Raw genomic sequence first — 21,103 nt, 5'->3', positions numbered from 1 at the left:
TTTTTTGATGAGCAACGTACCAGCAGAACTGAAATACAGTAAAGAACACGAATGGCTGCGCAAAGAAGCTGACGGTAGCTACACCGTTGGCATCACCGAGCACGCACAGGAATTACTGGGCGACATGGTCTTCGTTGACCTGCCGGAAGTTGGCGCGACCGTTAGCGCGGGCGATGACTGCGCCGTGGCGGAATCCGTTAAAGCGGCATCCGACATCTATGCACCAATCAGCGGTGAGATCGTTGCCGTGAACGAAGAGCTGGGCGACTCGCCGGAGCTGGTGAACAGCGAACCGTACGCGGGCGGCTGGATCTTTAAGATCAAAGCCAGCGACGAAGCGGAAGTGGCCGCGCTGCTGGATGCGACCGCGTACGAAGCCCTGTTAGAAGACGAATAAGGATTTGCTCCCTCTCCCTGAGGGAGAGGGCCGGGGTGAGGGTGCTCTGGCATCGTCACCCCAAACTTCTTCCTCCGTGAAGAGGCAATCTTAAAATCACCGCACGTTTCAGGAACCATCGCTCATGACACAGACTTTAAGCCAGCTTGAAAACCGTGGCGCGTTTATTGAACGTCACATCGGGCCGGATGCCCAGCAGCAGCAAGAGATGCTCAAAACAGTTGGCGCGGATTCATTAAACGCACTGATTGCGCAGATCGTGCCGAAAGATATCCAGCTTGCTACGCCGCCGCAGGTAGGTGAGGCCACCACAGAATTCGCCGCGCTGGCGGAGCTGAAGGCCATTGCCGGTCGCAACAAGCGCTTTAAGTCATACATTGGCATGGGCTACACCCCGGTACAGTTACCGCCGGTTATCCAGCGCAACATGCTGGAAAACCCGGGCTGGTACACCGCGTACACCCCGTATCAGCCAGAAGTCTCTCAGGGACGTCTGGAAGCGCTGCTCAACTTCCAGCAGGTCACGCTGGATCTGACCGGTCTCGATATGGCTTCCGCTTCTCTGCTGGACGAAGCCACCGCTGCCGCTGAAGCGATGGCAATGGCGAAGCGCGTGAGCAAACTGAAGAACGCCAACCGTTTCTTCGTCGCCGCCGACGTGCATCCGCAGACACTGGACGTGGTACGTACCCGTGCGGAAACCTTTGGCTTTGACGTGATTGTTGACGACGCTGACAAAGCGCTGGAGCATCAGGACGTCTTCGGCGTACTGCTCCAGCAGGTTGGGACAACCGGTGAAGTTCACGACTACAGTAAGCTGATTGCTGAGCTGAAATCCCGCAAAGTGGTGGTGAGTGTTGCCGGTGATTTCATGGCGCTGGTGCTGTTAACCGCGCCGGGCAAACAGGGCGCGGACATTGTCTTCGGTTCTGCCCAACGTTTCGGCGTACCGATGGGCTACGGCGGCCCGCACGCGGCATTCTTTGCCGCTAAAGATGAATTCAAACGCGCCATGCCTGGCCGTATTATCGGCGTATCGAAAGATGCCGCTGGCAATACCGCGCTGCGCATGGCGATGCAGACCCGTGAGCAGCATATTCGCCGCGAGAAAGCGAACTCCAACATCTGTACCTCGCAGGTACTGCTGGCTAATATCGCCAGCCTGTACGCGGTCTTCCATGGCCCGGTTGGTCTGAAGCGTATTGCGAACCGCATTCACCGCCTGACCGACATTCTGGCGGCCGGCCTGCTGCAGAAAGGGCAGAAGCTGCGCCATGCGCACTACTTCGACACCCTGTGCGTGGAAGTGGCGGATAAAGCCGCCGTGCTGGCGCGCGCTCAGGCTGCGGAAATCAACCTGCGCAGCGATATCCTCAACGCCGTAGGCGTCACCCTGAACGAAACGACCACTCGTGAAGACGTGCTGGCGCTGTTTAGCGTGATTCTGGGTGATAACCACGGTCTGGACATCGACGCGCTGGATAAAGACGTGGCGCTCGACAGCCGCTCTATTCCACAGGCGATGCTGCGTGACGACGCGATCCTGAGCCATCCGGTGTTTAACCGCTACCACAGTGAAACCGAGATGATGCGCTACATGCACTCGCTTGAGCGTAAAGATCTGGCGCTGAATCAGGCGATGATCCCACTCGGTTCCTGCACGATGAAGCTGAACGCCGCAGCGGAAATGATCCCTATCACCTGGCCGGAATTTGCTGAACTGCACCCGTTCTGCCCGGTTGACCAGGCGGAAGGCTACCATCAGATGATCGGCCAGCTCTCCGAGTGGCTGGTGAAATTGACCGGTTACGACGCGCTCTGCATGCAGCCGAACTCCGGCGCGCAGGGTGAATATGCGGGTCTGCTGGCGATTCGTCACTACCACGAAAGCCGCAACGACGGTCATCGTGATATCTGTCTGATCCCAAGCTCAGCGCACGGTACCAACCCGGCTTCCGCACAGATGGCGGGGATGCAGGTGGTTGTCGTGGCTTGCGATAAGAACGGCAACATCGATCTGCCGGATCTGCGCGCGAAAGCGGAGCAGCATGCGGACAATCTTTCTTGCATCATGGTGACCTACCCGTCCACCCACGGCGTGTACGAAGAGACCATCCGTGAAGTATGCGAAATCGTCCACCAGTTCGGCGGCCAGGTTTATCTCGACGGCGCGAACATGAACGCCCAGGTCGGCATTACCTCTCCGGGCTTCATTGGCGCGGACGTCTCGCATCTCAACCTGCATAAAACCTTCTGCATTCCGCATGGCGGCGGTGGCCCAGGTATGGGTCCTATCGGCGTGAAATCACACCTGGCACCGTTTGTTCCGGGCCACAGCGTGGTGCACATTGAAGGCATGCTGACCCGTCAGGGCGCCGTTTGTGCAGCACCGTTCGGCAGCGCCTCCATTCTGCCAATCAGCTGGATGTACATCCGCATGATGGGCGCAGAAGGCCTGAAGCAGGCAAGTCAGGTGGCAATCCTCAACGCGAACTATATTGCGACTCGCCTGAAAGATGCCTATCCGGTTCTCTACACCGGTCGTGACGGTCATGTGGCGCACGAATGTATTCTGGATATTCGTCCGCTGAAAGAAGAGACCGGCATCAGCGAGCTGGATATTGCTAAGCGCCTGATTGACTACGGTTTCCACGCGCCGACCATGTCCTTCCCGGTCGCGGGTACGCTGATGGTTGAGCCGACGGAATCCGAAGGCAAAGCTGAGCTTGACCGCTTCATTGACGCGATGCTGGCTATTCGCAGCGAAATCGACCGCGTGAAAGCGGGCGAGTGGACGCTCGAGGACAACCCGCTGGTCAACTCCCCGCACACTCAGAATGAGCTGGTGGCGGAGTGGAACCACGGTTATACCCGCGAAATCGCCGTCTTCCCGGCAGGCATGGCGAACAAGTACTGGCCGACGGTGAAACGCCTCGACGACGTTTACGGCGACCGCAACCTGTTCTGCTCCTGCGTACCGATGAGCGAATATCAGTAATTCTCTGATTAGGCTATCTTTTAAAGGCGCTGCGGCGCCTTTATTTTTTGGGAGACGCGAATGGCAATAGCATTAGTGACCGGCGCCAGCCGGGGAATCGGCCGGGCGACGGCGTTACAGCTGGCGCAGGAAGGATATACGGTGGCAGTGAACTATCACCGTAATGAAGCCGCCGCCAGCGAGGTGGTAGGTGCGATTATTGCGCAGGGTGGCAAGGCCTTTGCCGTTCAGGCTGATATTGGCGATGAAGCGCAGGTGGAAGCGATGTTTGCGCGCCTCGACATGCAGGGCGAACCGCTAACGGCACTGGTCAACAACGCGGGCGTGCTGTTTACCCAAAGCCGCGTCGAGGCGCTAACCGCCGAGCGTATTAACCGAGTGCTGACCACCAACGTTACCGGCTATTTTCTCTGCTGCCGGGAAGCGGTAAAGCGAATGGCGATACCGCACGGTGGGCAGGGCGGGGCGATTGTTAACGTCTCCTCGGCGGCTGCACGTCTAGGCTCACCGGGTGAATATGTGGATTATGCGGCTTCGAAAGGGGCGATTGATACGCTGACGACCGGGCTGTCGCTGGAGGTGGCGGCGCAGGGTATTCGGGTGAACGGGGTGCGGCCTGGGTTTATCTATACCGAGATGCATGCCGACGGCGGGGAGCCGGGGCGTGTTGATCGCGTGAAGTCGGTGCTGCCAATGCAGCGCGGCGGTCAACCGGAAGAGGTGGCGCAGGCGATAGTCTGGCTGTTGAGCGAGAAGGCGTCGTATGTGACGGGGAGCTTTATTGAGCTGGCGGGTGGGAAGTAGTGCGGTCAGCCCCCTCACCCTAACCCTCTCCCCAAAGGGGAGAGGGAACCGATGGTGCGGCTATCTGATATTAAGCTCGGACTGCTTTGCCCCCTCTCCCCTTTGGGGAGAGGGCCGGGGTGAGGGGGAAACAGACTTACAGACTCTCGCCGTTGCTAGCAATCACCGCTTTATACCACTCAAAACTCTTCTTGCGTGAACGTGACATATCGCCCGTGCCGTCGTCGTGCTTATTCACGTAGATAAAGCCATAGCGCTTGCTGTACTGCCCGGTAGTGAACGACACGCAGTCGATGCAGCCCCACGGCGTATAGCCCATCAGATCCACACCGTCATAGGTGACCGCTTTCATCATCTCTTCGACGTGCGCGCGCAGATAATCAATGCGGTAGTCGTCGTTGATGCTGCCGTCGGCTTCGACTTTGTCGTACGCGCCAAAGCCATTTTCCACGATGAACAGCGGTTTCTGGTAGCGCTCGTACAGTTCACACAGCGAGTAGCGCAGGCCGACCGGGTCAATCTGCCAGCCCCAGTCTGATGCCTTCACGTGTGGGTTCGGTACACTGCCTTCAAAGCCGGAGATTGCGTCACCGCTGCCGCCTTCCGCCTTCACGGCGTTGGTCATGTAGTAGCTGAAGCCGAGGTAGTCGCAGGTGCCTTCACGCAGAATCGCCTCGTCGCCCGCTTCCATTTTGATGTTGAAGCCACGGCGTTCCCATTCGTTCAGCACGTAGCTTGGGTAGTAACCGCGCAGCTGCACGTCGGTGAAGACGTAGCGCTCACGCATCGATTCCTGGGCAAACATCACGTCTTCTGGTTTGCAGGAGAACGGATAGAGCGCCACCATTGCCAGCATGCAGCCGACTTTCATCTCTGGGTTGATGCGACGAGCGGCTTTCACCGCCAGGGCGCTGGCCACGAACTGGTGGTGCAGCACCTGGTACATGGTCTCTTCCGGATTTTCATGTTCGGTGTAGACCACGCCGGAGCAGCAGTAGCCGAACAGCGGCGCGCGCCAGTTACGCTGGTTGTTGATTTCGTTGAAGGTCATCCAGTATTTGACCTTATTCTTGTAGCGCTCAAACACCACTTCAGAGAAGCGAACAAAGAAATCAACAACTTTGCGGTTAGTCCAGCCGCCATACTGCTGCACCAGGTGCAGCGGCATTTCGAAGTGGGAGAGGGTGATCACCGGCTCGATGTTGTACTTCAGCAGTTCATCGAACATGTCATCATAGAATTTCAGCCCTTCTTCATTTGGCTGAGTTTCGTCACCGTTCGGGAAAATACGCGTCCAGGCGATAGAGGTGCGGAAGCATTTGAAGCCCATCTCGGCGAACAGCTTGATGTCTTCTTTGTAGTGGCCGTGGAAGTCGATGGCTTCGTGGTTCGGGTAGTATTTGCCCGGCTCGACCTGCTGGGTAATTTCGCGCGGAACGCCGTGGGCGCCGCCGGTTAGCACGTCACAGATGCTGGGGCCTTTGCCGCCTTTATTCCAGCCGCCTTCAACCTGGTGCGCAGCAACCGCGCCACCCCATAAAAAGTCTTTCGGTAAGGTCAGTTTTTTCATCTTTGCTATGCTCAGTTATTGGGCTTAATAAGGCTGAGTCTAACAAAGGGGAAATAAATGTCACGATATAACAAATCCCACAACAGGGAATATGTTACATCGAAAAAACACCCTGTATTTTTATGCTAATTTCTTCGCCAGCTTACGGCCTAATGATTCCAGAATATAGATAACCGGGATCTGGGTCGTAATATCGTAGACGCCGCCGATGCGCGTTTGCGGCACGTGCCAGGAGAGGTTGAAGTCGGCAAGCTTTGCCAGTCGTGAGTGTTCATGGCTGGTGATGGACATTACTTTGCAGCGATGCAGGCTGAACTGCCCGGCAAAGCGCAGAATTTCTTCGGTTTCACCCGATACTGAAAGCACAATAGCCAGCGCGTTTTTTGCCATGTCGTTGGTGACGGGGAAATAAGGATCGTCGATATGGTTGCTGAATTTCCCTATATTCGAGAAAAAACGTGCGCCATATTTTGCCAGCGAACCAGAGGTTCCCGCACCGACAAATATAATACGTTCTGATGCGAGAATAATATCAACCGCATCATCCAGCAACTTATCAAATTCGTCATTATTAACGCCTTTGAAAAAGCTGATGATTTCGCTGGCACCAAAATTTGCCTGTTGCGGTTCATCCTGCTCTAAATACAATTTGAAGCGCACCCGAAACTCCGAGTAACCTTCGCAGTTGAGCTTTTTACAAAAGCGCATCACCGTGGTGGTGGAGACGCCCGCCGCGTCGGCCAGTTCACGGATGGTCATGTACATCACCGTGTCACGATTTTTAATGACGTAGTGATAGACCATCATCTCAAGATTATTGAGGCTGGCAACGGCGGCGTGGGAGAACATGCTCACGGTGATGGATACTCGTAAAAATAGATGACCTGAGGGAATGATAACATGCAGCCAAACGACATTACTTTTTTTCAGCGCTTTCAGGACGACATTCTCGCCGGACGGAAAACCATTACGCTGCGCGACGCGGCTGAGTCGCACTTTAAGGTCGGGGATGTGTTGCGCGTCGGGCGCTATGAAGATGATGGGTATTTCTGCACGATTCGTGTGGTGGCGACCTCAACCGTTACGCTGGATACGCTGAGCGAGCGCCATGCGGAGCAGGAAAACATGAGCCTGCCGGAGCTGAAAAAGGTGATTGCCGATATCTATCCCGGCGAGAACCTGTTTTATGTGATTGAATTTAAACGCGTTGAATGAAAACGTGTACAGGTGTTAGCTGAATGATTTTGTTAACTAATTGATTATTCTTAGTTTACAAAAATTCATCTTTTTATTTTAGCTTACATGTGTTCACTGGAACCATTCTCAGTTACGCTAGGGTGTTTGCTTTATTTGTCGTTCGCCCGGAGCGCGTAATGGATAAGAAACCACTCATTAAACAGGGATATTCTCTGGCAGAGGAAATTGCCAATAGTATCAGCCACGGCGTTGGCTTTGTCCTGGGAATTGTCGGGCTGGTTTTGCTGCTGGTTCAGGCGGTTGACGCCAATGCCAGCGCTACGGCTATCACCAGCTATAGCCTGTACGGCGGCAGTATGATTCTGCTGTTTTTGGCCTCTACGCTGTATCACGCTATTCCGTCACAGCGCGCCAAAGTATGGCTGAAAAAATTCGACCACTGCGCTATCTACCTGCTGATTGCCGGTACCTATACGCCGTTCCTGCTGGTGGGGCTGGACTCGCCGCTGGCGAAAGGGTTGATGATTGTTATCTGGAGCCTGGCGCTGCTGGGGATCCTGTTTAAGCTGACCATTGCGCATCGCTTTAAAATCTTGTCGCTGGTGACCTATCTCACGATGGGCTGGCTGTCGCTGATTGTGGTCTATCAGTTGGCGGTGAAGCTCGACATTGGCGGCGTTACGCTGCTGGCGGTGGGCGGAGTGGTTTATTCGCTGGGGGTGATTTTCTACGTCTGCAAGCGCATTCCTTACAACCACGCTATCTGGCATGCGTTTGTGCTGGGCGGTAGCGCCTGTCATTTTCTGGCGATTTATCTGTACGTGGGGCAGCACGCGTAGGAACGGAGCAAACCCGGCGGCGCTGCGCTTGGCCGGGCTACGGTTAATGGGTAGACCGGGCGAGGCGTTTACGCCGACCCCGGGGAAACACCTGACTCAATTACTCTTCGTCTAACGAATACGGCAGCGGCTTGATGCTCAACGTGTTGGCATCGTCGCGCACGCGGAACACGCTGTCGGCTTCCATATCATTGTTCATCACTACCTGCACCAGTACCTGACCATCTTCCAGCTGTACGGCGGCCAGCACGGTGCCGGTACGTCGCCAGTTGTCGCCCATTTTGAGCTCAAGATCTTCACCGGCTTCCGGTACGCGAGCGGCTTTACCTGCCAGCGTCCACAGCGCGCGTTTGTTGGCTCCGCGGAACTTTGCGCGAGCAACCATCTCCTGCCCGGTATAGCAGCCTTTTTTGAAGCTGATACCGCCCAGCGCCTGTAGGTTGGTGGCCTGCGGAATAAACTGCGCGCTGTTCGCTTCATCAATCACCGGCAGACCGGCTTCGATATCCAGCGCCAGCCACTGTTGGCTGTTGTTGAGCTGTGCTTCACCGCGCAGCGCGTCGGTAACGCGTTCTGCGGTCGCAGTATCGGTCACCAGCAGGAAACGTTCTTCCGGATGGGCAAACCACAGCAGGGACGTTTCACCTTCTTGCAGGCATGGTTTCTCGGCGTTTGGCAGCGTTGTGAACAGGTTAGCCAGCGCAGCGCGAGCCTGGAAACCGGCGACGCCGAGCAGGACAACATCGTCGTTTGGCGCAATCACCACCTTCGAGAAGACCGCGTACTTTTTCAGTTGGGTCAGTTGCGCTTCGCGCACGCTTCGACGTTCAATAAAAGCGAAGCCATCCTGACGACGGAACAGACGCAGGTTACTCCACATTTTGCCTTTGGCATCGCAGTGGGCGACCAGCAGATGCTGATGCTCACCCATCTGGGCCACATCTGCCGTGACCTGACCCTGCAGGTATTTCTCACTGTCGGCACCGGTAACGGTCGCCAGCGCCCAATCATCAAGCGTCATCAGCGTCAGCGGCAAACGGGCTGCAACGCCGGGCTGACGTGGAGGAAACGGAGTAAAAGCCATATTGATGTCCTGAATAGAGTTGCGAACGCACTTATCCACTCATGGTAAAAGAGATGCTTACCATTGCAAGCGGTTTTGCAGGGCGTTTTGTGCCCTCTGCGCGTTCTGCGAAGCGGATCGAAAGAAAAATAATCCCATTCATTTTTAAGGGGTTTTATCGGAATATGACGCGCATAATGTGATATTCCGGTAAGGTAACGGCAAAAAACACGTTAAACTAGACGCAACGTAATGCTGGAAGGAAATTATGGACATCAATAATAAAGCCCGTATCCACTGGGCATGCCGCCGCGGTATGCGCGAACTCGATATCTCCATTATGCCGTTTTTTGAGCACGAGTACGACACGCTCAGCGATGAAGACAAAGCCATTTTCATTCGTCTCCTTGAATGCGACGATCCTGACCTTTTCAACTGGCTGATGAACCACGGTAAACCTGCCGACGCTAACCTTGAGCGCATGGTACAACTCATTCAAACACGGAATCGGGAACGTGGTCCTGTGGCAATCTGATTTACGCGTCTCCTGGCGCTCACAGTGGCTTTCCTTGTTACTCCACGGTCTGGTGGCGGCTTTCGTGCTGCTGATGCCCTGGCCGTTGAGCTACACCCCGCTCTGGCTGCTTTTGCTCTCTCTGGTGGTCTTTGACTGCGTTCGCAGCCAGCGACGCATTCATTCGCACCAGGGGGAAATTAAGCTGCTGATGGATTCAAGGCTGCGCTGGCGTAATCAGGATTACGAACTGCTTGGTGCGCCGTGGATGCTGAATTCAGGGATGATGCTGCGGATTCGTCGTCTGGAAGGAGGCCGTCGTCAGCACCTGTGGCTGGCGGCAGATAGCATGAATCCTGAAGAGTGGCGTGACCTGCGGCGGATACTTCTGCAACAGCCCACGCCAACGAAGCACTAGGAGAACTGCTCGGCCATCTCGCCGAGAATCTGTTCGCACCAGCTCTGAATGCGTTCATCGCTAAGATCGTACTGGTTGGTTTCATCCAGCGCGAGACCGACAAAAAGCTGACCATCAGCAATAACCGGTTTCGGGCTGGTGAACTCGTAGCCTTCGGTTGGCCAGTAGCCGACAAACTTCACCCCTTTAGTCGCCAGCTTATCGTGCAGCATGCCCAGCGCATCAAGGAACCACTCGCCGTAGCCGAGCTGGTCGCCCATGCCGTACAGCGCGATGATTTTACCTTCCAGATTGAGCGTATCCAGCTGTTCCCAGACCGCTTCCCAATCTTCCTGAATCTCACCGAAATCCCAGGTCGGGATACCAAGAATGAGCACATCGTATTGCTCCATCAGGGTGGGGGAATCATCTTTCAGGTTATGTAATGTGATCAGTTCCGGGCCGATAATGTCGCGAATTTTTTCCGCTGCCATCTCGGTGTAGCAGGTGCTGGAACCGTAAAAAAGGCCGATATTCATGACGTACTGCTCTCGATTCTTGCGATGATGATGCGCCCAGTGTACCAGAAAGGGGGCTAATTCAGGCATAATGGTGCTGATTTAACACGCAGAGGGGCCGAGGTGGATAAGGATCTTGCACGAATCGAACAGTTTCTCGATGCGCTGTGGCTGGAGCGCAATCTGGCTGAAAATACCCTTAGCGCGTACCGCCGTGATTTGACCATGGTGGTCGAGTGGCTGGCGCATCGCGGGCTCTCGCTGGAGACGGCTCAGAGCGACGACCTGCAAAATTTGCTCGCCGAGCGTCAGCTGGGGGGCTATAAAGCAACCAGCACCGCACGACTGCTGAGCGCCATGCGCCGCTTCTTCCAGCATCTGTACCGCGAAAAATTCCGCCCGGACGATCCCAGCGCGCAGCTGGCGTCGCCGAAGCTGCCACAACGGTTGCCAAAAGATCTTAGCGAAGCGCAGGTTGAACGACTGCTGCAGGCACCGCTGGTCGATCAGCCGCTGGAGCTGCGGGATAAGGCTATGCTTGAAGTGCTTTATGCAACCGGGCTGCGCGTTTCCGAACTGGTGGGGCTGACGATGAGTGATATCAGCCTGCGTCAGGGTGTGGTTCGGGTGATCGGTAAAGGAAATAAAGAGCGTCTGGTGCCGCTTGGCGAAGAGGCCGTTTATTGGGTGGAGAACTGGCTGGAGCACGGCCGCCCGTGGATGCTCAACGGCGTGGCGATTGATGTGCTGTTCCCCAGCCAGCGCGCCCAGCAGATGACACGCCAGACCTTCTGGCACCGCATTAAGCACTATGCCCAACTGGCGGGAATCGATAGCGAAAAGCTGTCACCGCACGTGTTACGCCATGCCTTTGCAACGCATTTATTGAACCACGGCGCGGACTTACGTGTCGTACAAATGCTGCTGGGCCATAGCGATTTGTCGACCACACAAATTTATACGCACGTCGCGACAGAGCGGCTGCGACAACTTCATCAACAGCACCATCCACGAGCATGATGCTGATTTAAAAGGACAGTTTATGAAACAAGGTTTAATGATGTTCACCCTGCTGGCGACGGCATTTTCCGGCCTGGCGCACGCTGACGATGCGGCTATCAAACAGTCACTGGCGAAACTGGGCGTGCAGAGCACCGATATTCAGCCAGCGCCGGTAGCCGGGATGAAAACCGTCCTGACCAACAGCGGCGTGCTGTACGTCACCGATGACGGGAAGCACATTATTCAGGGGCCAATGTATGACGTGAGCGGCGCGCAGCCGGTCAATGTCACCAACGCGCTGCTGATGAAGCATCTGAACGCGCTGGAAAAAGAGATGATTGTCTACAAAGCGCCGCAGGAAAAACACGTCATCACCGTTTTCACCGACATCACCTGCGGCTACTGTCACAAGCTGCATGAAGAGATGAAAGACTACAACGCGCTGGGCATTACCGTGCGCTATCTGGCTTTCCCACGTCAGGGCATTCAGAGCCAGGCTGAGCAGGATATGAAATCTATCTGGTGTGCCAAAGACCGCAACAAAGCGTTTGACGATGCGATGAACGGCAAAGGCGTTCAGGCGGCGACTTGCGATATCGACATTGCCAACCACTACGCGCTTGGCGTGCAGTTTGGCGTGAACGGTACTCCGGCTATCGTGCTCAACGACGGCTACGTGGTACCGGGCTATCAGGGGCCGAAAGAGATGAAAGCGTTCCTCGACGAACACCAGAAACAGACCAGCGGTAAATAATTCGCGTGAAACCACAGACTCAACTTCGCCGCCGAGAGGTGGATGACTCAATCGCACTGCCTGACGAACTGTCGCCGCTGCTGCGCCGTCTGTACGCCAGCCGCGGCGTGAAAACCCCGAGTGACCTGGAGCGCGGCCTGAAAGGCATGCTGCACTGGCGCTCGCTGACGGGTGTGGAAAAAGCCGTCGAGATGCTGCATGACGCGTTTGAAAAAGAGCTTCGCATCATGGTGGTGGGGGATTTCGATGCCGATGGTGCGACCAGTACCGCGCTGAGCGTGCTCTCCCTGCGGGCGATGGGCTGCCACAACGTCGAGTATCTGGTGCCGAACCGTTTTGAAGATGGCTATGGGTTAAGCCCTGAGGTGGTCGATCAGGCCCACGCTCGCGGCGCGCAGATGATCATGACGGTGGACAACGGGATCTCTTCCCATTCCGGGGTTGATCATGCGCATGACCTCGGGATCAGCGTATTGGTTACGGATCACCACCTGCCGGGCGAAACGCTGCCTAACGCCGATGCGATGGTGAACCCGAACCTCATCGACTGTCCGTTCCCATCGAAATCGCTGGCGGGCGTTGGCGTGGCCTTTTATCTGATGCTGGTGCTTTGCAACCATCTGAAAGAGAAGGGCTGGTTCGAAAAACGGGGGATTCCAGCGCCGAAGATTGTCGAATTTCTCGATCTGGTGGCGCTTGGCACGGTTGCCGACGTGGTGCCGCTGGATGCCAACAACCGCATTCTCACCTGGCAGGGGCTGAGCCGCATCCGCGCCGGTTACTGCCGCCCGGGAATTAAAGCGCTGCTGGAGATTGCCAACCGTGATGCAGCCAAGCTGGTGGCAAGCGATCTCGGCTTTGCGCTGGGGCCGCGTCTGAATGCCGCCGGTCGCCTGGACGACATGTCGGTCGGCGTGGCGCTGCTGCTGTGCGATAACCTCGGCGATGCCCGCGTGCTGGCAAACGAGCTTGATGCGTTGAACCAGACGCGTAAAGAGATTGAGCAGGGAATGCAGGCGGAAGCGCTGACGTTGTGCGAACAGCTTGAGCGCAGCCGCGCCGAGCTGCCCGGTGGACTGGCGATGTATCACCCCGAGTGGCATCAGGGCGTGGTCGGCATTCTGGCCTCTCGCATTAAAGAGCGTTTCCATCGCCCGGTGATCGCCTTTGCGCCAGCGGGTAACGGTCAGTTGAAAGGCTCGGGTCGCTCCATTCAGGGGCTGCATATGCGCGATGCGCTGGAGCGTCTGGATACGCTGCATCCCGGCTTGATGCTGAAGTTCGGCGGTCACGCGATGGCGGCGGGGCTCTCTTTGGAGGAAGAACGCTTCGAAGAGTTTCAACGCTGCTTTGGCGAACTGGTTACCGAGTGGCTGGACCCGGCGCTGTTACGGGGTGAAATCCTCTCCGACGGTGAGCTGAGCCCACAGGAGATGACGCTGGAGATGGCGCAGATGCTGCGCGAAGCCGGGCCGTGGGGGCAGATGTTCCCGGAACCGCTATTTGACGGGCGTTTTCGTCTGTTACAGCAGCGTCTGGTGGGCGAGCGTCACCTGAAGGTGATGGTGGAACCGGTCGGCGGTGGCCCGCTGCTGGACGGCATTGCGTTTAACGTCGATACCGCCGTCTGGCCGGATAACGGCGTGCGTGAAGTGACGCTGGCTTACCGCCTGGATATCAATGAATACCGTGGCAACCGAAGTTTGCAGCTTATCATCGATCATCTCTGGCCGATTTAGCATCTCTTATACTGTAATTAAGGGCGGGAATCCGCTAAGATTCCACTCTTATAACCGCATTTTTCTCGTCCATTAAAAGAAAATAGACCATGTTTGAAATAAACCCGGTAAATAATCGCATTCAGGACCTCACGGAACGCTCCGACGTTCTTAGGGGGTATCTTTGACTATGACGCCAAGAAAGAGCGTCTGGAAGAAGTAAACGCCGAGCTGGAACAGCCGGATGTCTGGAACGAACCCGAACGCGCGCAGGCGCTGGGTAAAGAGCGTTCCTCGCTTGAAGCGATTGTCGACACCCTCGATCAAATGTCTCAGGGTCTGGAAGATGTTTCCGGTCTGCTGGAACTGGCTGTAGAAGCCGAAGACGAAGAGACCTTCAACGAAGCCGTTGCAGAACTCAATACCCTGGAAGAAAAGCTGGCACAGCTGGAATTCCGTCGTATGTTCTCCGGCGAGTATGACAGCGCCGATTGCTATCTCGATATCCAGGCAGGTTCTGGCGGTACTGAAGCGCAGGACTGGGCAAGCATGCTCGAGCGTATGTATCTGCGTTGGGCAGAAGCGCGCGGCTTTAAAACCGAAATTATCGAAGAGTCCGAAGGGGACGTGGCCGGGATTAAATCCGTGACCATCAAAATCTCCGGCGACTACGCGTACGGCTGGCTGCGTACGGAAACCGGCGTTCACCGTCTGGTCCGTAAGAGCCCGTTCGACTCCGGCGGCCGTCGTCACACCTCGTTCAGCTCCGCATTCGTGTATCCAGAAGTTGACGACGATATTGATATCGAAATCAACCCGGCGGATCTGCGCATTGACGTATACCGCGCATCCGGTGCGGGCGGTCAGCACGTTAACCGTACGGAATCTGCGGTGCGTATCACACACATCCCAACCGGGATCGTGACGCAGTGCCAGAACGACCGTTCACAGCACAAGAACAAAGACCAGGCCATGAAGCAGATGAAAGCGAAGCTTTATGAACTGGAAATGCAGAAAAAGAATGCAGAAAAACAGGCGATGGAAGACACCAAGTCCGATATCGGCTGGGGTAGCCAGATTCGTTCCTATGTCCTGGACGATTCCCGCATTAAAGACCTGCGCACCGGGGTTGAAACCCGCAATACGCAGGCGGTACTGGACGGAAGTCTGGATCAATTTATCGAAGCAAGTCTGAAAGCAGGGTTATGAGGAACCAACATGTCTGAACAAAACGCACAAGGCGCTGACGAGGTAGTCGATCTTAATAACGAAATGAAGGCACGCCGCGAGAAGCTGGCTGCACTGCGTGAGCAGGGCATCCCGTTCCCGAACGATTTCCGTCGTGACCGTACCTCTGATCAACTGCACGCTGAATTCGATAGCAAGGACAGCGAAGAGCTGGAAGCGCTGAATATCGAAGTTTCCGTTGCCGGTCGTATGATGACTCGCCGTATTATGGGTAAAGCTTCCTTCGTGACTTTACAGGACGTTGGCGGCCGTATTCAGCTGTACGTCGCGCGTGACGATCTGCCGGAAGGCGTTTACAACGAGCAGTTCAAGAAATGGGACCTCGGCGACATCCTGGGTGCGAAGGGTAAACTGTTCAAAACCAAAACCGGTGAACTGTCTATCCATTGCACCGAGCTGCGTCTGCTGACCAAAGCACTGCGCCCGCTGCCGGACAAATTCCACGGCCTGCAGGATCAGGAAGCGCGCTACCGTCAGCGTTACCTGGACCTGATCTCCAACGATACTTCCCGCAATACTTTCAAAGTGCGTTCCCAGATCCTGGCGGGTATTCGTCAGTTCATGGTTGGCCGCAACTTTATGGAAGTGGAAACCCCAATGATGCAGGTGATCCCTGGCGGCGCGTCTGCCCGTCCGTTCATCACCCATCACAATGCGCTGGATATGGACATGTACCTGCGTATCGCGCCGGAACTGTACCTGAAGCGCCTGGTGGTTGGCGGCTTCGAACGCGTGTTCGAAATCAACCGTAACTTCCGTAACGAAGGTATCTCCGTTCGCCACAACCCAGAGTTCACCATGATGGAACTCTATATGGCGTACGCGGATTATAAAGATCTGATCGAGCTGACCGAATCTCTGTTCCGTACCCTGGCACAGGATATTCTGGGCAACACCGAAGTGCCTTATGGCGACCAGACTTTCGATTTCGGTAAGCCATTCGAAAAACTGACCATGCGTGAAGCTATCAAGAAATATCGTCCAGAAACTGACATGGCCGATTTGGATAACTTCGACTCTGCGAAAGCCATTGCTGAAAGCATCGGCGTTCACGTTGAGAAGAGCTGGGGTCTGGGCCGCATCGTGACCGAGATCTTCGAAGAAGTTGCCGAAGCGCACCTGATTCAGCCAACCTTCATTACCGAATATCCAGCAGAAGTTTCTCCGCTGGCGCGCCGTAATGACGTGAACCCGGAAATCACTGACCGCTTTGAATTCTTCATCGGCGGCCGCGAAATCGGTAACGGTTTCAGCGAGCTGAACGACGCAGAAGACCAGGCACAGCGCTTCCAGGATCAGGTTAACGCCAAAGAAGCGGGTGATGACGAAGCGATGTTCTACGACGAAGACTACGTCACCGCGCTGGAACACGGCCTGCCACCGACCGCGGGTCTGGGTATCGGTATCGACCGTATGGTCATGCTGTTCACCAACAGCCACACAATCCGTGACGTGATTCTGTTCCCGGCGATGCGTCCGGTGAAATAATCGCGATAGCGAGAGGCAAAAAACCCGGCGATGCCGGGTTTTTTTATGCCTATTGTCTGTGGACCGGCTCAGCGACGAGCAAATGCCATAAACGCCTGACGTGCCTCTTCATCGGCCGCTTCCATCACCATCCACGGGCTAAACGCCCACGGCGTTAACGTTAGCGCCTGCAAAATATCGTTAAGCTAGCACCACTGATACTCAATTACTTCATCGTGGTTGGCCTTCACGTCGCTGGTCACGCGCGCGGCATAGACCGGGCAGACTTCGTTTTCCACAATGCCGTTTGGCGCCACGGCGCGGTAGCGGAATTCGGTGGCGATAGGGGTGATATCGGCAATCTCAACGCCAAGCTCAAAGCGGCAGCGGCGGATGATCGCTTGTTCGAAGGTTTCGCCCTGCTGTGGGTGACCGCACACCGAGTTGGTCCACACGCCGGGCCAGGCTACCTTGCTTAAGGAGCGGCGCGTTGCCAGAAGCTGGCCGCGTTCGTTGAATAACCAGCAAGAGAAAGCGAGATGCAGAGGGGTGGAGAGGGTGTGAGCGGCGTACTTCTCCAGAATACCTGAAGGTTTATCGTGCTCGTCGAGCAAAATGACGTGTTCGCCTGTCATGACAACTCCTGAAAATGAATGATGACCCGGCATAAACCCGCCGGGTCATATACTCAGGCAACCAGCGTAGCCCATAAATGGGAAAAAGGCATTACCAAAACAAGCCCCGGCAACATGTTGGCAACCGGGAAAAGCTTAATGTTACAGATACGCAACCCGGTCGCGACCATCAGCAGCCCACCGGCGCAGGAGAAATCGGCCATCATGGATGGAGTGATCATCGGCATCAGGAATACTGCCAGCATCGCCAGCGCCAGCTGAATCACCAGCTGTGGAATGGCAATAGTCATCACCGCAAAGCCTAGCAGAGTGGCGAAAATCCCGGCGGTAAACAGGTCGAGAATCGTTTTGATGTACAGAATTGACGGGTCACCGCTCATCCCTTCGGTCATTGCCCCGAACACGCCCGTACCGCTGGCGCAGAACAGCACCAGAATCGCCACAAACTTCTCGGTGAATTCTTCGTGGCTTAGCCCCTGTACCGGTGGGAAGACCTTGTTGATAAGGCCACGGGTAGAGCCTGCCGCTTTACCAATACCGCGTTCCAGATGCAGCAGTTCGCCAATCAGCGCGCCGACGATCATCGCCAGCACCACCGCAGGCATATATTTCACCTTCAGCACCAGCGTAATCCCCAGACCTACCGAGCACAGCCCGAAGGTCATCGGCAGCGCCGTTTTCACGCGTTCAGGGAGTTTACCGCCCGCCACTGCGCCAATCAGCCCGCCGATAATCACGGCGGACCCGTTAACATAAGGACCGATCAACATAAAAGTATTTCCTTTATCGCACTAGTCGCCGTGGCGCAGTGACCCTTCACCCCAGCGTGGAATGTTGTCCACGTCGATGTCGAACAGGTCCAGCGCGCGATTTACGCTGTGCGTAATAATGTCGTCCGCCGTTTGCGGACGCTGATAGAGAGCTGGAACCGGCGGGAAGATAATCCCGCCCATTTCCGTTACAGCGGCCATATTGCGAATATGGCCGAGGTTAAGCGGCGTTTCACGCGCCAGCAGCACCAGACGGCGGCGCTCTTTGAGCACTACGTCCGCCGCGCGGGTGAGCAGGTTATCGGTAAGACAATGTGCAATCGCGCCCAGCGTTCTCATGGAACAAGGGGCAACCAGCATCCCCAGCGTTTTAAATGAACCGCTGGAGATGGCGGCACCCAGATTGCCAATTGGGTGGACAACGTCAGCCATCGCCATCACCTCATCCAGACGGAAATCCGTTTCCAGTTCACAGGTTTTTTCCGCGCCTTTTGAGACGACCAGATGCACCTCCAGCGGAAGAGGCTGAAGGAGTTCCAGCGCCTTAACGCCATACTGAAAGCCGGATGCGCCGCTGATGCCGATGATGATGCGTGGTTTCATTGTCTATTCCTCTTACTCGAAGTCCGGCAGGAAGCGTTTCACGTCCACTTCTTTGAATTTAGAGCGTTCAAAGTGGTGTTTCAGGTGGAAAGGTACGGTGCAGTCAAAGATGGTTTTGCACGACATGCCCTGTTGCAGAATGCTTGGGCTGTACTCCGGCACCTGAGACGGGTCCAGCGGGTGGCAGCGCACGCCTGGGATGGTGATGGTATCCACGTCGCCCTGGTAGCGAGTTTGCATCGCCCACAGCACATCATCGCTGTCGAAGATATCCACGTCTTCGTCTACCAGAATCACATGCTTCAGTTCCGGGAAGGCGGAGAACGCCAGCAGTGCCGCCTGACGTTGGCGGCCTTCGTCCGCCGGGGAGAATTTCTTGAATTGCATGACCGCCAGCAGTTTGCCGCCGCCCGCAGAGTGCGCGAAGACGTTAAGCAGTTTGCCCGGCATCGCGCGGCCAACCATATCCAGAATGCTCGCTTCGGTTGGGATACCCGCCATGTTGACGTGTTCCTCGCCAGGACCGACGGTGGTGCGCCAGATTGGGTTATGACGATGGGTGACGGCTTTGACTTTAATCACCGGCAACGCGTCTTTGGACTCGCCGGTATAGCCCGGGAACTCCGGCATCGCGCGGCCAGTGTTGGTGTTCTGGTCTTCACGAACGCGCACGTTTGGCAGCAGCTCGCCTTCGATAATAATCTCGGCGTGGGCAATCGCTTTTTCGTTGATAGTCAGGCATTTCACCATTTCAACGGCCTGGCCGCGCAGGGAACCGGCGATGCTCAGTTCATCAAAACCGAGTGGGGTAGTTGGTGGCTCGAAGCAGGCGGCAATCTCAATCGCCGGGTCAACGCCAATGCTGATGGAGATTGGCAGCGGCTGGACTAGCTCTTCCGCTTTCATGCGGAAAGCATCAATGTGACGGCCTGGAGTCAGCCACATAGAGAGCTCATCGCGGCTCTGGACGCATAGGCGGTGAATGGTGATATCCGATTCGTGGGTTTCCGGATCGGAGGCGTAGCACAGCCCCATGGTGATGTACGGACCTGCATCTTCTTCGGTATTGGTTGGCGCTGGCAGCAGTTTGCGCAGGTCAAAATCGGCGTCAGTGGCCAGATGAACCACTTCCTGAGCGACGGCTTTTTCAGTAGTCAGAACCGGTGGAATTGGGCTTTGTACGGAGTCCTTCAGCAGGTGCCCCAGCTTTTCTGGTGGGCAATCGAGGAAGTGGCTGACGCGTTTGCGGGAACCGTTGATGCCGATAGCCACGCTGATGTCGTTAAAGCCTTTAATCTTGTTGAACATCATAACCGGGCCGTTTTTACGGGTTGGACGCTGGCAGGTGCCACCGGCGCCGACGTAACGGTATACGCCGGACAGCTCCGCATGTGGGTCTACTTCGGTATCGGTTTCAACGTATTCACCTGGCAGCGTTTTCAGCAACGCTAACGCAGAACGCAGGTCGCGAACGGTTGTTGTATTTTTCACGGTTTGTTCCTGTTGATAATCGGAAAGAATGTCTGCGCTAACCCTATTCCTTACACAATTAAGGGGCAAATACCGTTTAGCTTGGTCAGGGAAGATCAAAAAGATGTGGGTACAACAATAAAGGCTTCGTGCGTAAACTATAGCAAAGCGAAAAGGGAGCGGAGAGGGCATGGATTTAAAACGATTACGGTATTTCTGTCGGGTGGTTGAGCAGGGCTCGATAAGCCAGGCGGCAAAGGTGCTGAACATGGCGCAGCCACCGCTGAGTAAGCGCATTCAGGAGCTGGAAGATGAGCTGAAAACGCCGCTCTTCCTGCGTCACGGTAACCGTATTGAGCCAACCGAAGCGGGGTTTTTCCTTTACCGTAAAGCCTGCGAAATTCTGCGCCAGGTGGAGGATACCGCGCGCGAAACGATGGAAATCGCACAAAAAGATCGGCTGCAGTTCCGTTTTGGGATGAGCCATCTGTTCCAGTCGTACTTTAAGCCGCTGCTGTTGGCGCTATACCAGCGCTATCCGGAAATTGAAGTGAATATCTCGGTAACGGACTCCAGCCACCTGGAGATGATGCTCAATGAAGGCGCTATCGACCTCGCCTTTATTCAGCGCCCCTATCGCAGCGAAGGGTTTGACTATGTGTCGTTAGACCCGGTGAAGCTGGTGGCGGTTATCAATAAAAAATGCCTGCCACAGCCGCCTGCGAACCCGTTTGATTACAATGCGCTGGGCGCACTGCCGCTGGTGTTGCTTCACCGCGCGAAAGATTCGGGCACTTACGAGATGCTTATCGATCTGTTCCGCAAAGCCGGGGTAAACCCAAAGGTGATTATGCACATCACTCAGCCGGGGGTGATTATCGACTGGCTGGAATCGGGGCTTGCTGCCGCGACGCTGCTGCCATCGTCTGAGGTCTGCGCTGAAAGGCTTAAGGAGTGCTATGTCGTGGAAGTATTCCCTTCACCGCAGATTTTCTACCCGGCGATGGTGAAAATACCGGCGGTAAACTGGTGCTCGCAGGTCATGGAGCTGGTGGCGGAAGGCTACCCGTTTCCAGACAACTCGCCGCGTTGATGGTTTGGTATCCAGCGTGACCCTGCTATCATAGTCCAACCGAACG

General features: G+C 55.7%; 20 protein-coding genes and 1 pseudogene. 13 read left to right on the top strand and 8 right to left on the bottom strand.

Translation table 11 applies throughout. From position 1 onward, the window contains the following. Positions 1–7: 7 nt before the first annotated feature. The 3 genes from gcvH to RDN66_RS09050 all read left to right on the top strand — a co-directional run bounded on the left by gcvH (position 8) and on the right by RDN66_RS09050 (position 4,199). Positions 8–397: a glycine cleavage system protein GcvH gene (gene gcvH / locus RDN66_RS09060; RefSeq protein WP_064542751.1), complete on the top strand. Its 390-nt coding sequence runs from the start codon at positions 8–10 to the stop codon at positions 395–397. 124 nt (positions 398–521) lie between these two features. After that, positions 522–3,395: an aminomethyl-transferring glycine dehydrogenase gene (gene gcvP / locus RDN66_RS09055; RefSeq protein WP_202217206.1), complete on the top strand. Its 2,874-nt coding sequence runs from the start codon at positions 522–524 to the stop codon at positions 3,393–3,395. A gap of 60 nt (positions 3,396–3,455) precedes the next feature. Further along, the gene (locus tag RDN66_RS09050; protein WP_035895544.1) at positions 3,456–4,199 is read left to right on the top strand and encodes an SDR family oxidoreductase; all 744 of its coding nucleotides are present in this window, start codon (positions 3,456–3,458) and stop codon (positions 4,197–4,199) included. A 136-nt stretch (positions 4,200–4,335) separates the two neighbouring features. Here RDN66_RS09050 and bglA read toward each other — a convergent pair whose 3' ends face one another. Further along, entirely contained in the window at positions 4,336–5,769 is a 1,434-nt protein-coding gene (bglA, locus tag RDN66_RS09045) for a 6-phospho-beta-glucosidase BglA (protein ID WP_035895545.1), read from the bottom strand. A gap of 120 nt (positions 5,770–5,889) precedes the next feature. Beyond that, entirely contained in the window at positions 5,890–6,618 is a 729-nt protein-coding gene (locus RDN66_RS09040) for a MurR/RpiR family transcriptional regulator (protein ID WP_035895546.1), read from the bottom strand. Between the two features lie 51 nt (positions 6,619–6,669). Between RDN66_RS09040 and yqfB the strand changes: the two genes are divergently transcribed. Further along, positions 6,670–6,984 carry a N(4)-acetylcytidine aminohydrolase gene (yqfB, locus tag RDN66_RS09035; RefSeq protein WP_035895547.1) on the top strand — a complete coding sequence of 105 codons (315 nt, stop codon included), beginning with the start codon at positions 6,670–6,672 and terminating at the stop codon, positions 6,982–6,984. Positions 6,985–7,142: 158 nt separating this feature from the next. Further along, the gene (locus RDN66_RS09030) at positions 7,143–7,805 is read left to right on the top strand and encodes a hemolysin III family protein (RefSeq protein WP_123650677.1); all 663 of its coding nucleotides are present in this window, start codon (positions 7,143–7,145) and stop codon (positions 7,803–7,805) included. Positions 7,806–7,905: 100 nt separating this feature from the next. Here the strand turns inward: RDN66_RS09030 and ygfZ are convergent, their stop codons facing one another. Continuing rightward, entirely contained in the window at positions 7,906–8,889 is a 984-nt protein-coding gene (gene ygfZ, locus RDN66_RS09025) for a tRNA-modifying protein YgfZ (protein WP_202217207.1), read from the bottom strand. A 247-nt stretch (positions 8,890–9,136) separates the two neighbouring features. Here ygfZ and sdhE point away from each other — a divergent pair, with 247 nt between their 5' ends. Together sdhE and RDN66_RS09015 are read left to right on the top strand one after the other, a co-directional pair. Next, a complete protein-coding gene (gene sdhE / locus RDN66_RS09020; RefSeq protein ID WP_035895552.1) occupies positions 9,137–9,403 on the top strand; it encodes an FAD assembly factor SdhE in 267 nt (88 codons plus the stop codon). Continuing rightward, positions 9,384–9,800: a protein YgfX gene (locus tag RDN66_RS09015; RefSeq protein WP_035895554.1), complete on the top strand. Its 417-nt coding sequence runs from the start codon at positions 9,384–9,386 to the stop codon at positions 9,798–9,800. Before sdhE ends, RDN66_RS09015 begins: the two co-directional genes overlap by 20 nt. Here RDN66_RS09015 and fldB read toward each other — a convergent pair. Then, positions 9,797–10,318, bottom strand: a complete 522-nt coding sequence (fldB, locus tag RDN66_RS09010; RefSeq protein WP_035895556.1) for a flavodoxin FldB — start codon at positions 10,316–10,318, stop codon at positions 9,797–9,799. The genes RDN66_RS09015 and fldB overlap by 4 nt on opposite strands. Positions 10,319–10,420: 102 nt before the next feature. On the opposite strand from fldB, the gene xerD reads away from it, so the two are divergent. The 5 genes from xerD (at position 10,421) to lysS (ending at position 16,507) form a co-directional block, all read left to right on the top strand. Further along, the gene (xerD, locus tag RDN66_RS09005; protein WP_202217208.1) at positions 10,421–11,317 is read left to right on the top strand and encodes a site-specific tyrosine recombinase XerD; all 897 of its coding nucleotides are present in this window, start codon (positions 10,421–10,423) and stop codon (positions 11,315–11,317) included. A 22-nt stretch (positions 11,318–11,339) separates the two neighbouring features. Continuing rightward, a complete protein-coding gene (gene dsbC, locus RDN66_RS09000) occupies positions 11,340–12,053 on the top strand; it encodes a bifunctional protein-disulfide isomerase/oxidoreductase DsbC (RefSeq protein ID WP_035895560.1) in 714 nt (237 codons plus the stop codon). A 5-nt stretch (positions 12,054–12,058) separates the two neighbouring features. Then, positions 12,059–13,792: a single-stranded-DNA-specific exonuclease RecJ gene (recJ, locus tag RDN66_RS08995; RefSeq protein ID WP_202217209.1), complete on the top strand. Its 1,734-nt coding sequence runs from the start codon at positions 12,059–12,061 to the stop codon at positions 13,790–13,792. An 89-nt stretch (positions 13,793–13,881) separates the two neighbouring features. Beyond that, positions 13,882–14,980, top strand: a protein-coding gene (prfB, locus tag RDN66_RS08990) for a peptide chain release factor 2 (protein WP_115073720.1) whose coding sequence is annotated in 2 segments (ribosomal slippage) — positions 13,882–13,956 and positions 13,958–14,980 — 1,098 coding nt in all. Because the reading frame shifts where the segments join, the coding sequence is not laid out codon by codon here. A 9-nt stretch (positions 14,981–14,989) separates the two neighbouring features. After that, complete coding sequence (gene lysS / locus RDN66_RS08985; RefSeq protein ID WP_123650673.1) at positions 14,990–16,507, top strand: lysine--tRNA ligase; 1,518 nt, start codon at positions 14,990–14,992, stop codon at positions 16,505–16,507. 68 nt (positions 16,508–16,575) lie between these two features. Here lysS and idi read toward each other — a convergent pair. The 4 genes and pseudogenes from idi to RDN66_RS08965 form a co-directional block, all read right to left on the bottom strand. After that, positions 16,576–17,121 (bottom strand): annotated as a pseudogene (idi, locus tag RDN66_RS08980) (isopentenyl-diphosphate Delta-isomerase). Positions 17,122–17,174: 53 nt separating this feature from the next. Continuing rightward, a complete protein-coding gene (locus tag RDN66_RS08975) occupies positions 17,175–17,891 on the bottom strand; it encodes a DUF554 domain-containing protein (RefSeq protein ID WP_035895569.1) in 717 nt (238 codons plus the stop codon). 21 nt (positions 17,892–17,912) lie between these two features. Continuing rightward, on the bottom strand, positions 17,913–18,494 hold the full coding sequence (locus tag RDN66_RS08970; RefSeq protein WP_202217212.1) for a UbiX family flavin prenyltransferase: 582 nt from the start codon (positions 18,492–18,494) through the stop codon (positions 17,913–17,915). A 12-nt stretch (positions 18,495–18,506) separates the two neighbouring features. Continuing rightward, positions 18,507–19,985, bottom strand: coding sequence for a UbiD family decarboxylase (locus RDN66_RS08965; RefSeq protein WP_308537791.1), 1,479 nt, complete (start codon positions 19,983–19,985; stop codon positions 18,507–18,509). 169 nt (positions 19,986–20,154) lie between these two features. On the opposite strand from RDN66_RS08965, the gene RDN66_RS08960 reads away from it, so the two are divergent. Next, on the top strand, positions 20,155–21,057 hold the full coding sequence (locus RDN66_RS08960) for a LysR family transcriptional regulator (RefSeq protein ID WP_202217213.1): 903 nt from the start codon (positions 20,155–20,157) through the stop codon (positions 21,055–21,057). Positions 21,058–21,103: the final 46 nt, after the last annotated feature.

This window comes from uncultured Kluyvera sp., from assembly GCF_902485085.1.
Lineage (GTDB): Bacteria > Pseudomonadota > Gammaproteobacteria > Enterobacterales > Enterobacteriaceae > Kluyvera > Kluyvera ascorbata.
The sequence above is the reverse complement of the archived record's forward strand: the minus strand, read 5'-3'. Positions and strand labels throughout refer to the sequence as shown.

Excerpts from the sequence above, each read along its gene's own strand:
- dsbC (WP_035895560.1), top strand. The coding sequence starts at position 11,340 with ATGAAACAAGGTTTAATGATGTTCACCCTGCTGGCGACGGCATTTTCC.
- gcvH (WP_064542751.1), top strand. The coding sequence starts at position 8 with ATGAGCAACGTACCAGCAGAACTGAAATACAGTAAAGAACACGAATGG.
- ygfZ (WP_202217207.1), bottom strand. The coding sequence starts at position 8,889 with ATGGCTTTTACTCCGTTTCCTCCACGTCAGCCCGGCGTTGCAGCCCGT.
- RDN66_RS09030 (WP_123650677.1), top strand. The coding sequence starts at position 7,143 with ATGGATAAGAAACCACTCATTAAACAGGGATATTCTCTGGCAGAGGAA.
- lysS (WP_123650673.1), top strand. The coding sequence starts at position 14,990 with ATGTCTGAACAAAACGCACAAGGCGCTGACGAGGTAGTCGATCTTAAT.
- gcvP (WP_202217206.1), top strand. The coding sequence starts at position 522 with ATGACACAGACTTTAAGCCAGCTTGAAAACCGTGGCGCGTTTATTGAA.
- sdhE (WP_035895552.1), top strand. The coding sequence starts at position 9,137 with ATGGACATCAATAATAAAGCCCGTATCCACTGGGCATGCCGCCGCGGT.
- RDN66_RS08960 (WP_202217213.1), top strand. The coding sequence starts at position 20,155 with ATGGATTTAAAACGATTACGGTATTTCTGTCGGGTGGTTGAGCAGGGC.
- RDN66_RS08975 (WP_035895569.1), bottom strand. The coding sequence starts at position 17,891 with ATGTTGATCGGTCCTTATGTTAACGGGTCCGCCGTGATTATCGGCGGG.
- fldB (WP_035895556.1), bottom strand. The coding sequence starts at position 10,318 with ATGAATATCGGCCTTTTTTACGGTTCCAGCACCTGCTACACCGAGATG.
- RDN66_RS09040 (WP_035895546.1), bottom strand. The coding sequence starts at position 6,618 with ATGTTCTCCCACGCCGCCGTTGCCAGCCTCAATAATCTTGAGATGATG.
- bglA (WP_035895545.1), bottom strand. The coding sequence starts at position 5,769 with ATGAAAAAACTGACCTTACCGAAAGACTTTTTATGGGGTGGCGCGGTT.
- RDN66_RS09050 (WP_035895544.1), top strand. The coding sequence starts at position 3,456 with ATGGCAATAGCATTAGTGACCGGCGCCAGCCGGGGAATCGGCCGGGCG.
- yqfB (WP_035895547.1), top strand. The coding sequence starts at position 6,670 with ATGCAGCCAAACGACATTACTTTTTTTCAGCGCTTTCAGGACGACATT.
- RDN66_RS08970 (WP_202217212.1), bottom strand. The coding sequence starts at position 18,494 with ATGAAACCACGCATCATCATCGGCATCAGCGGCGCATCCGGCTTTCAG.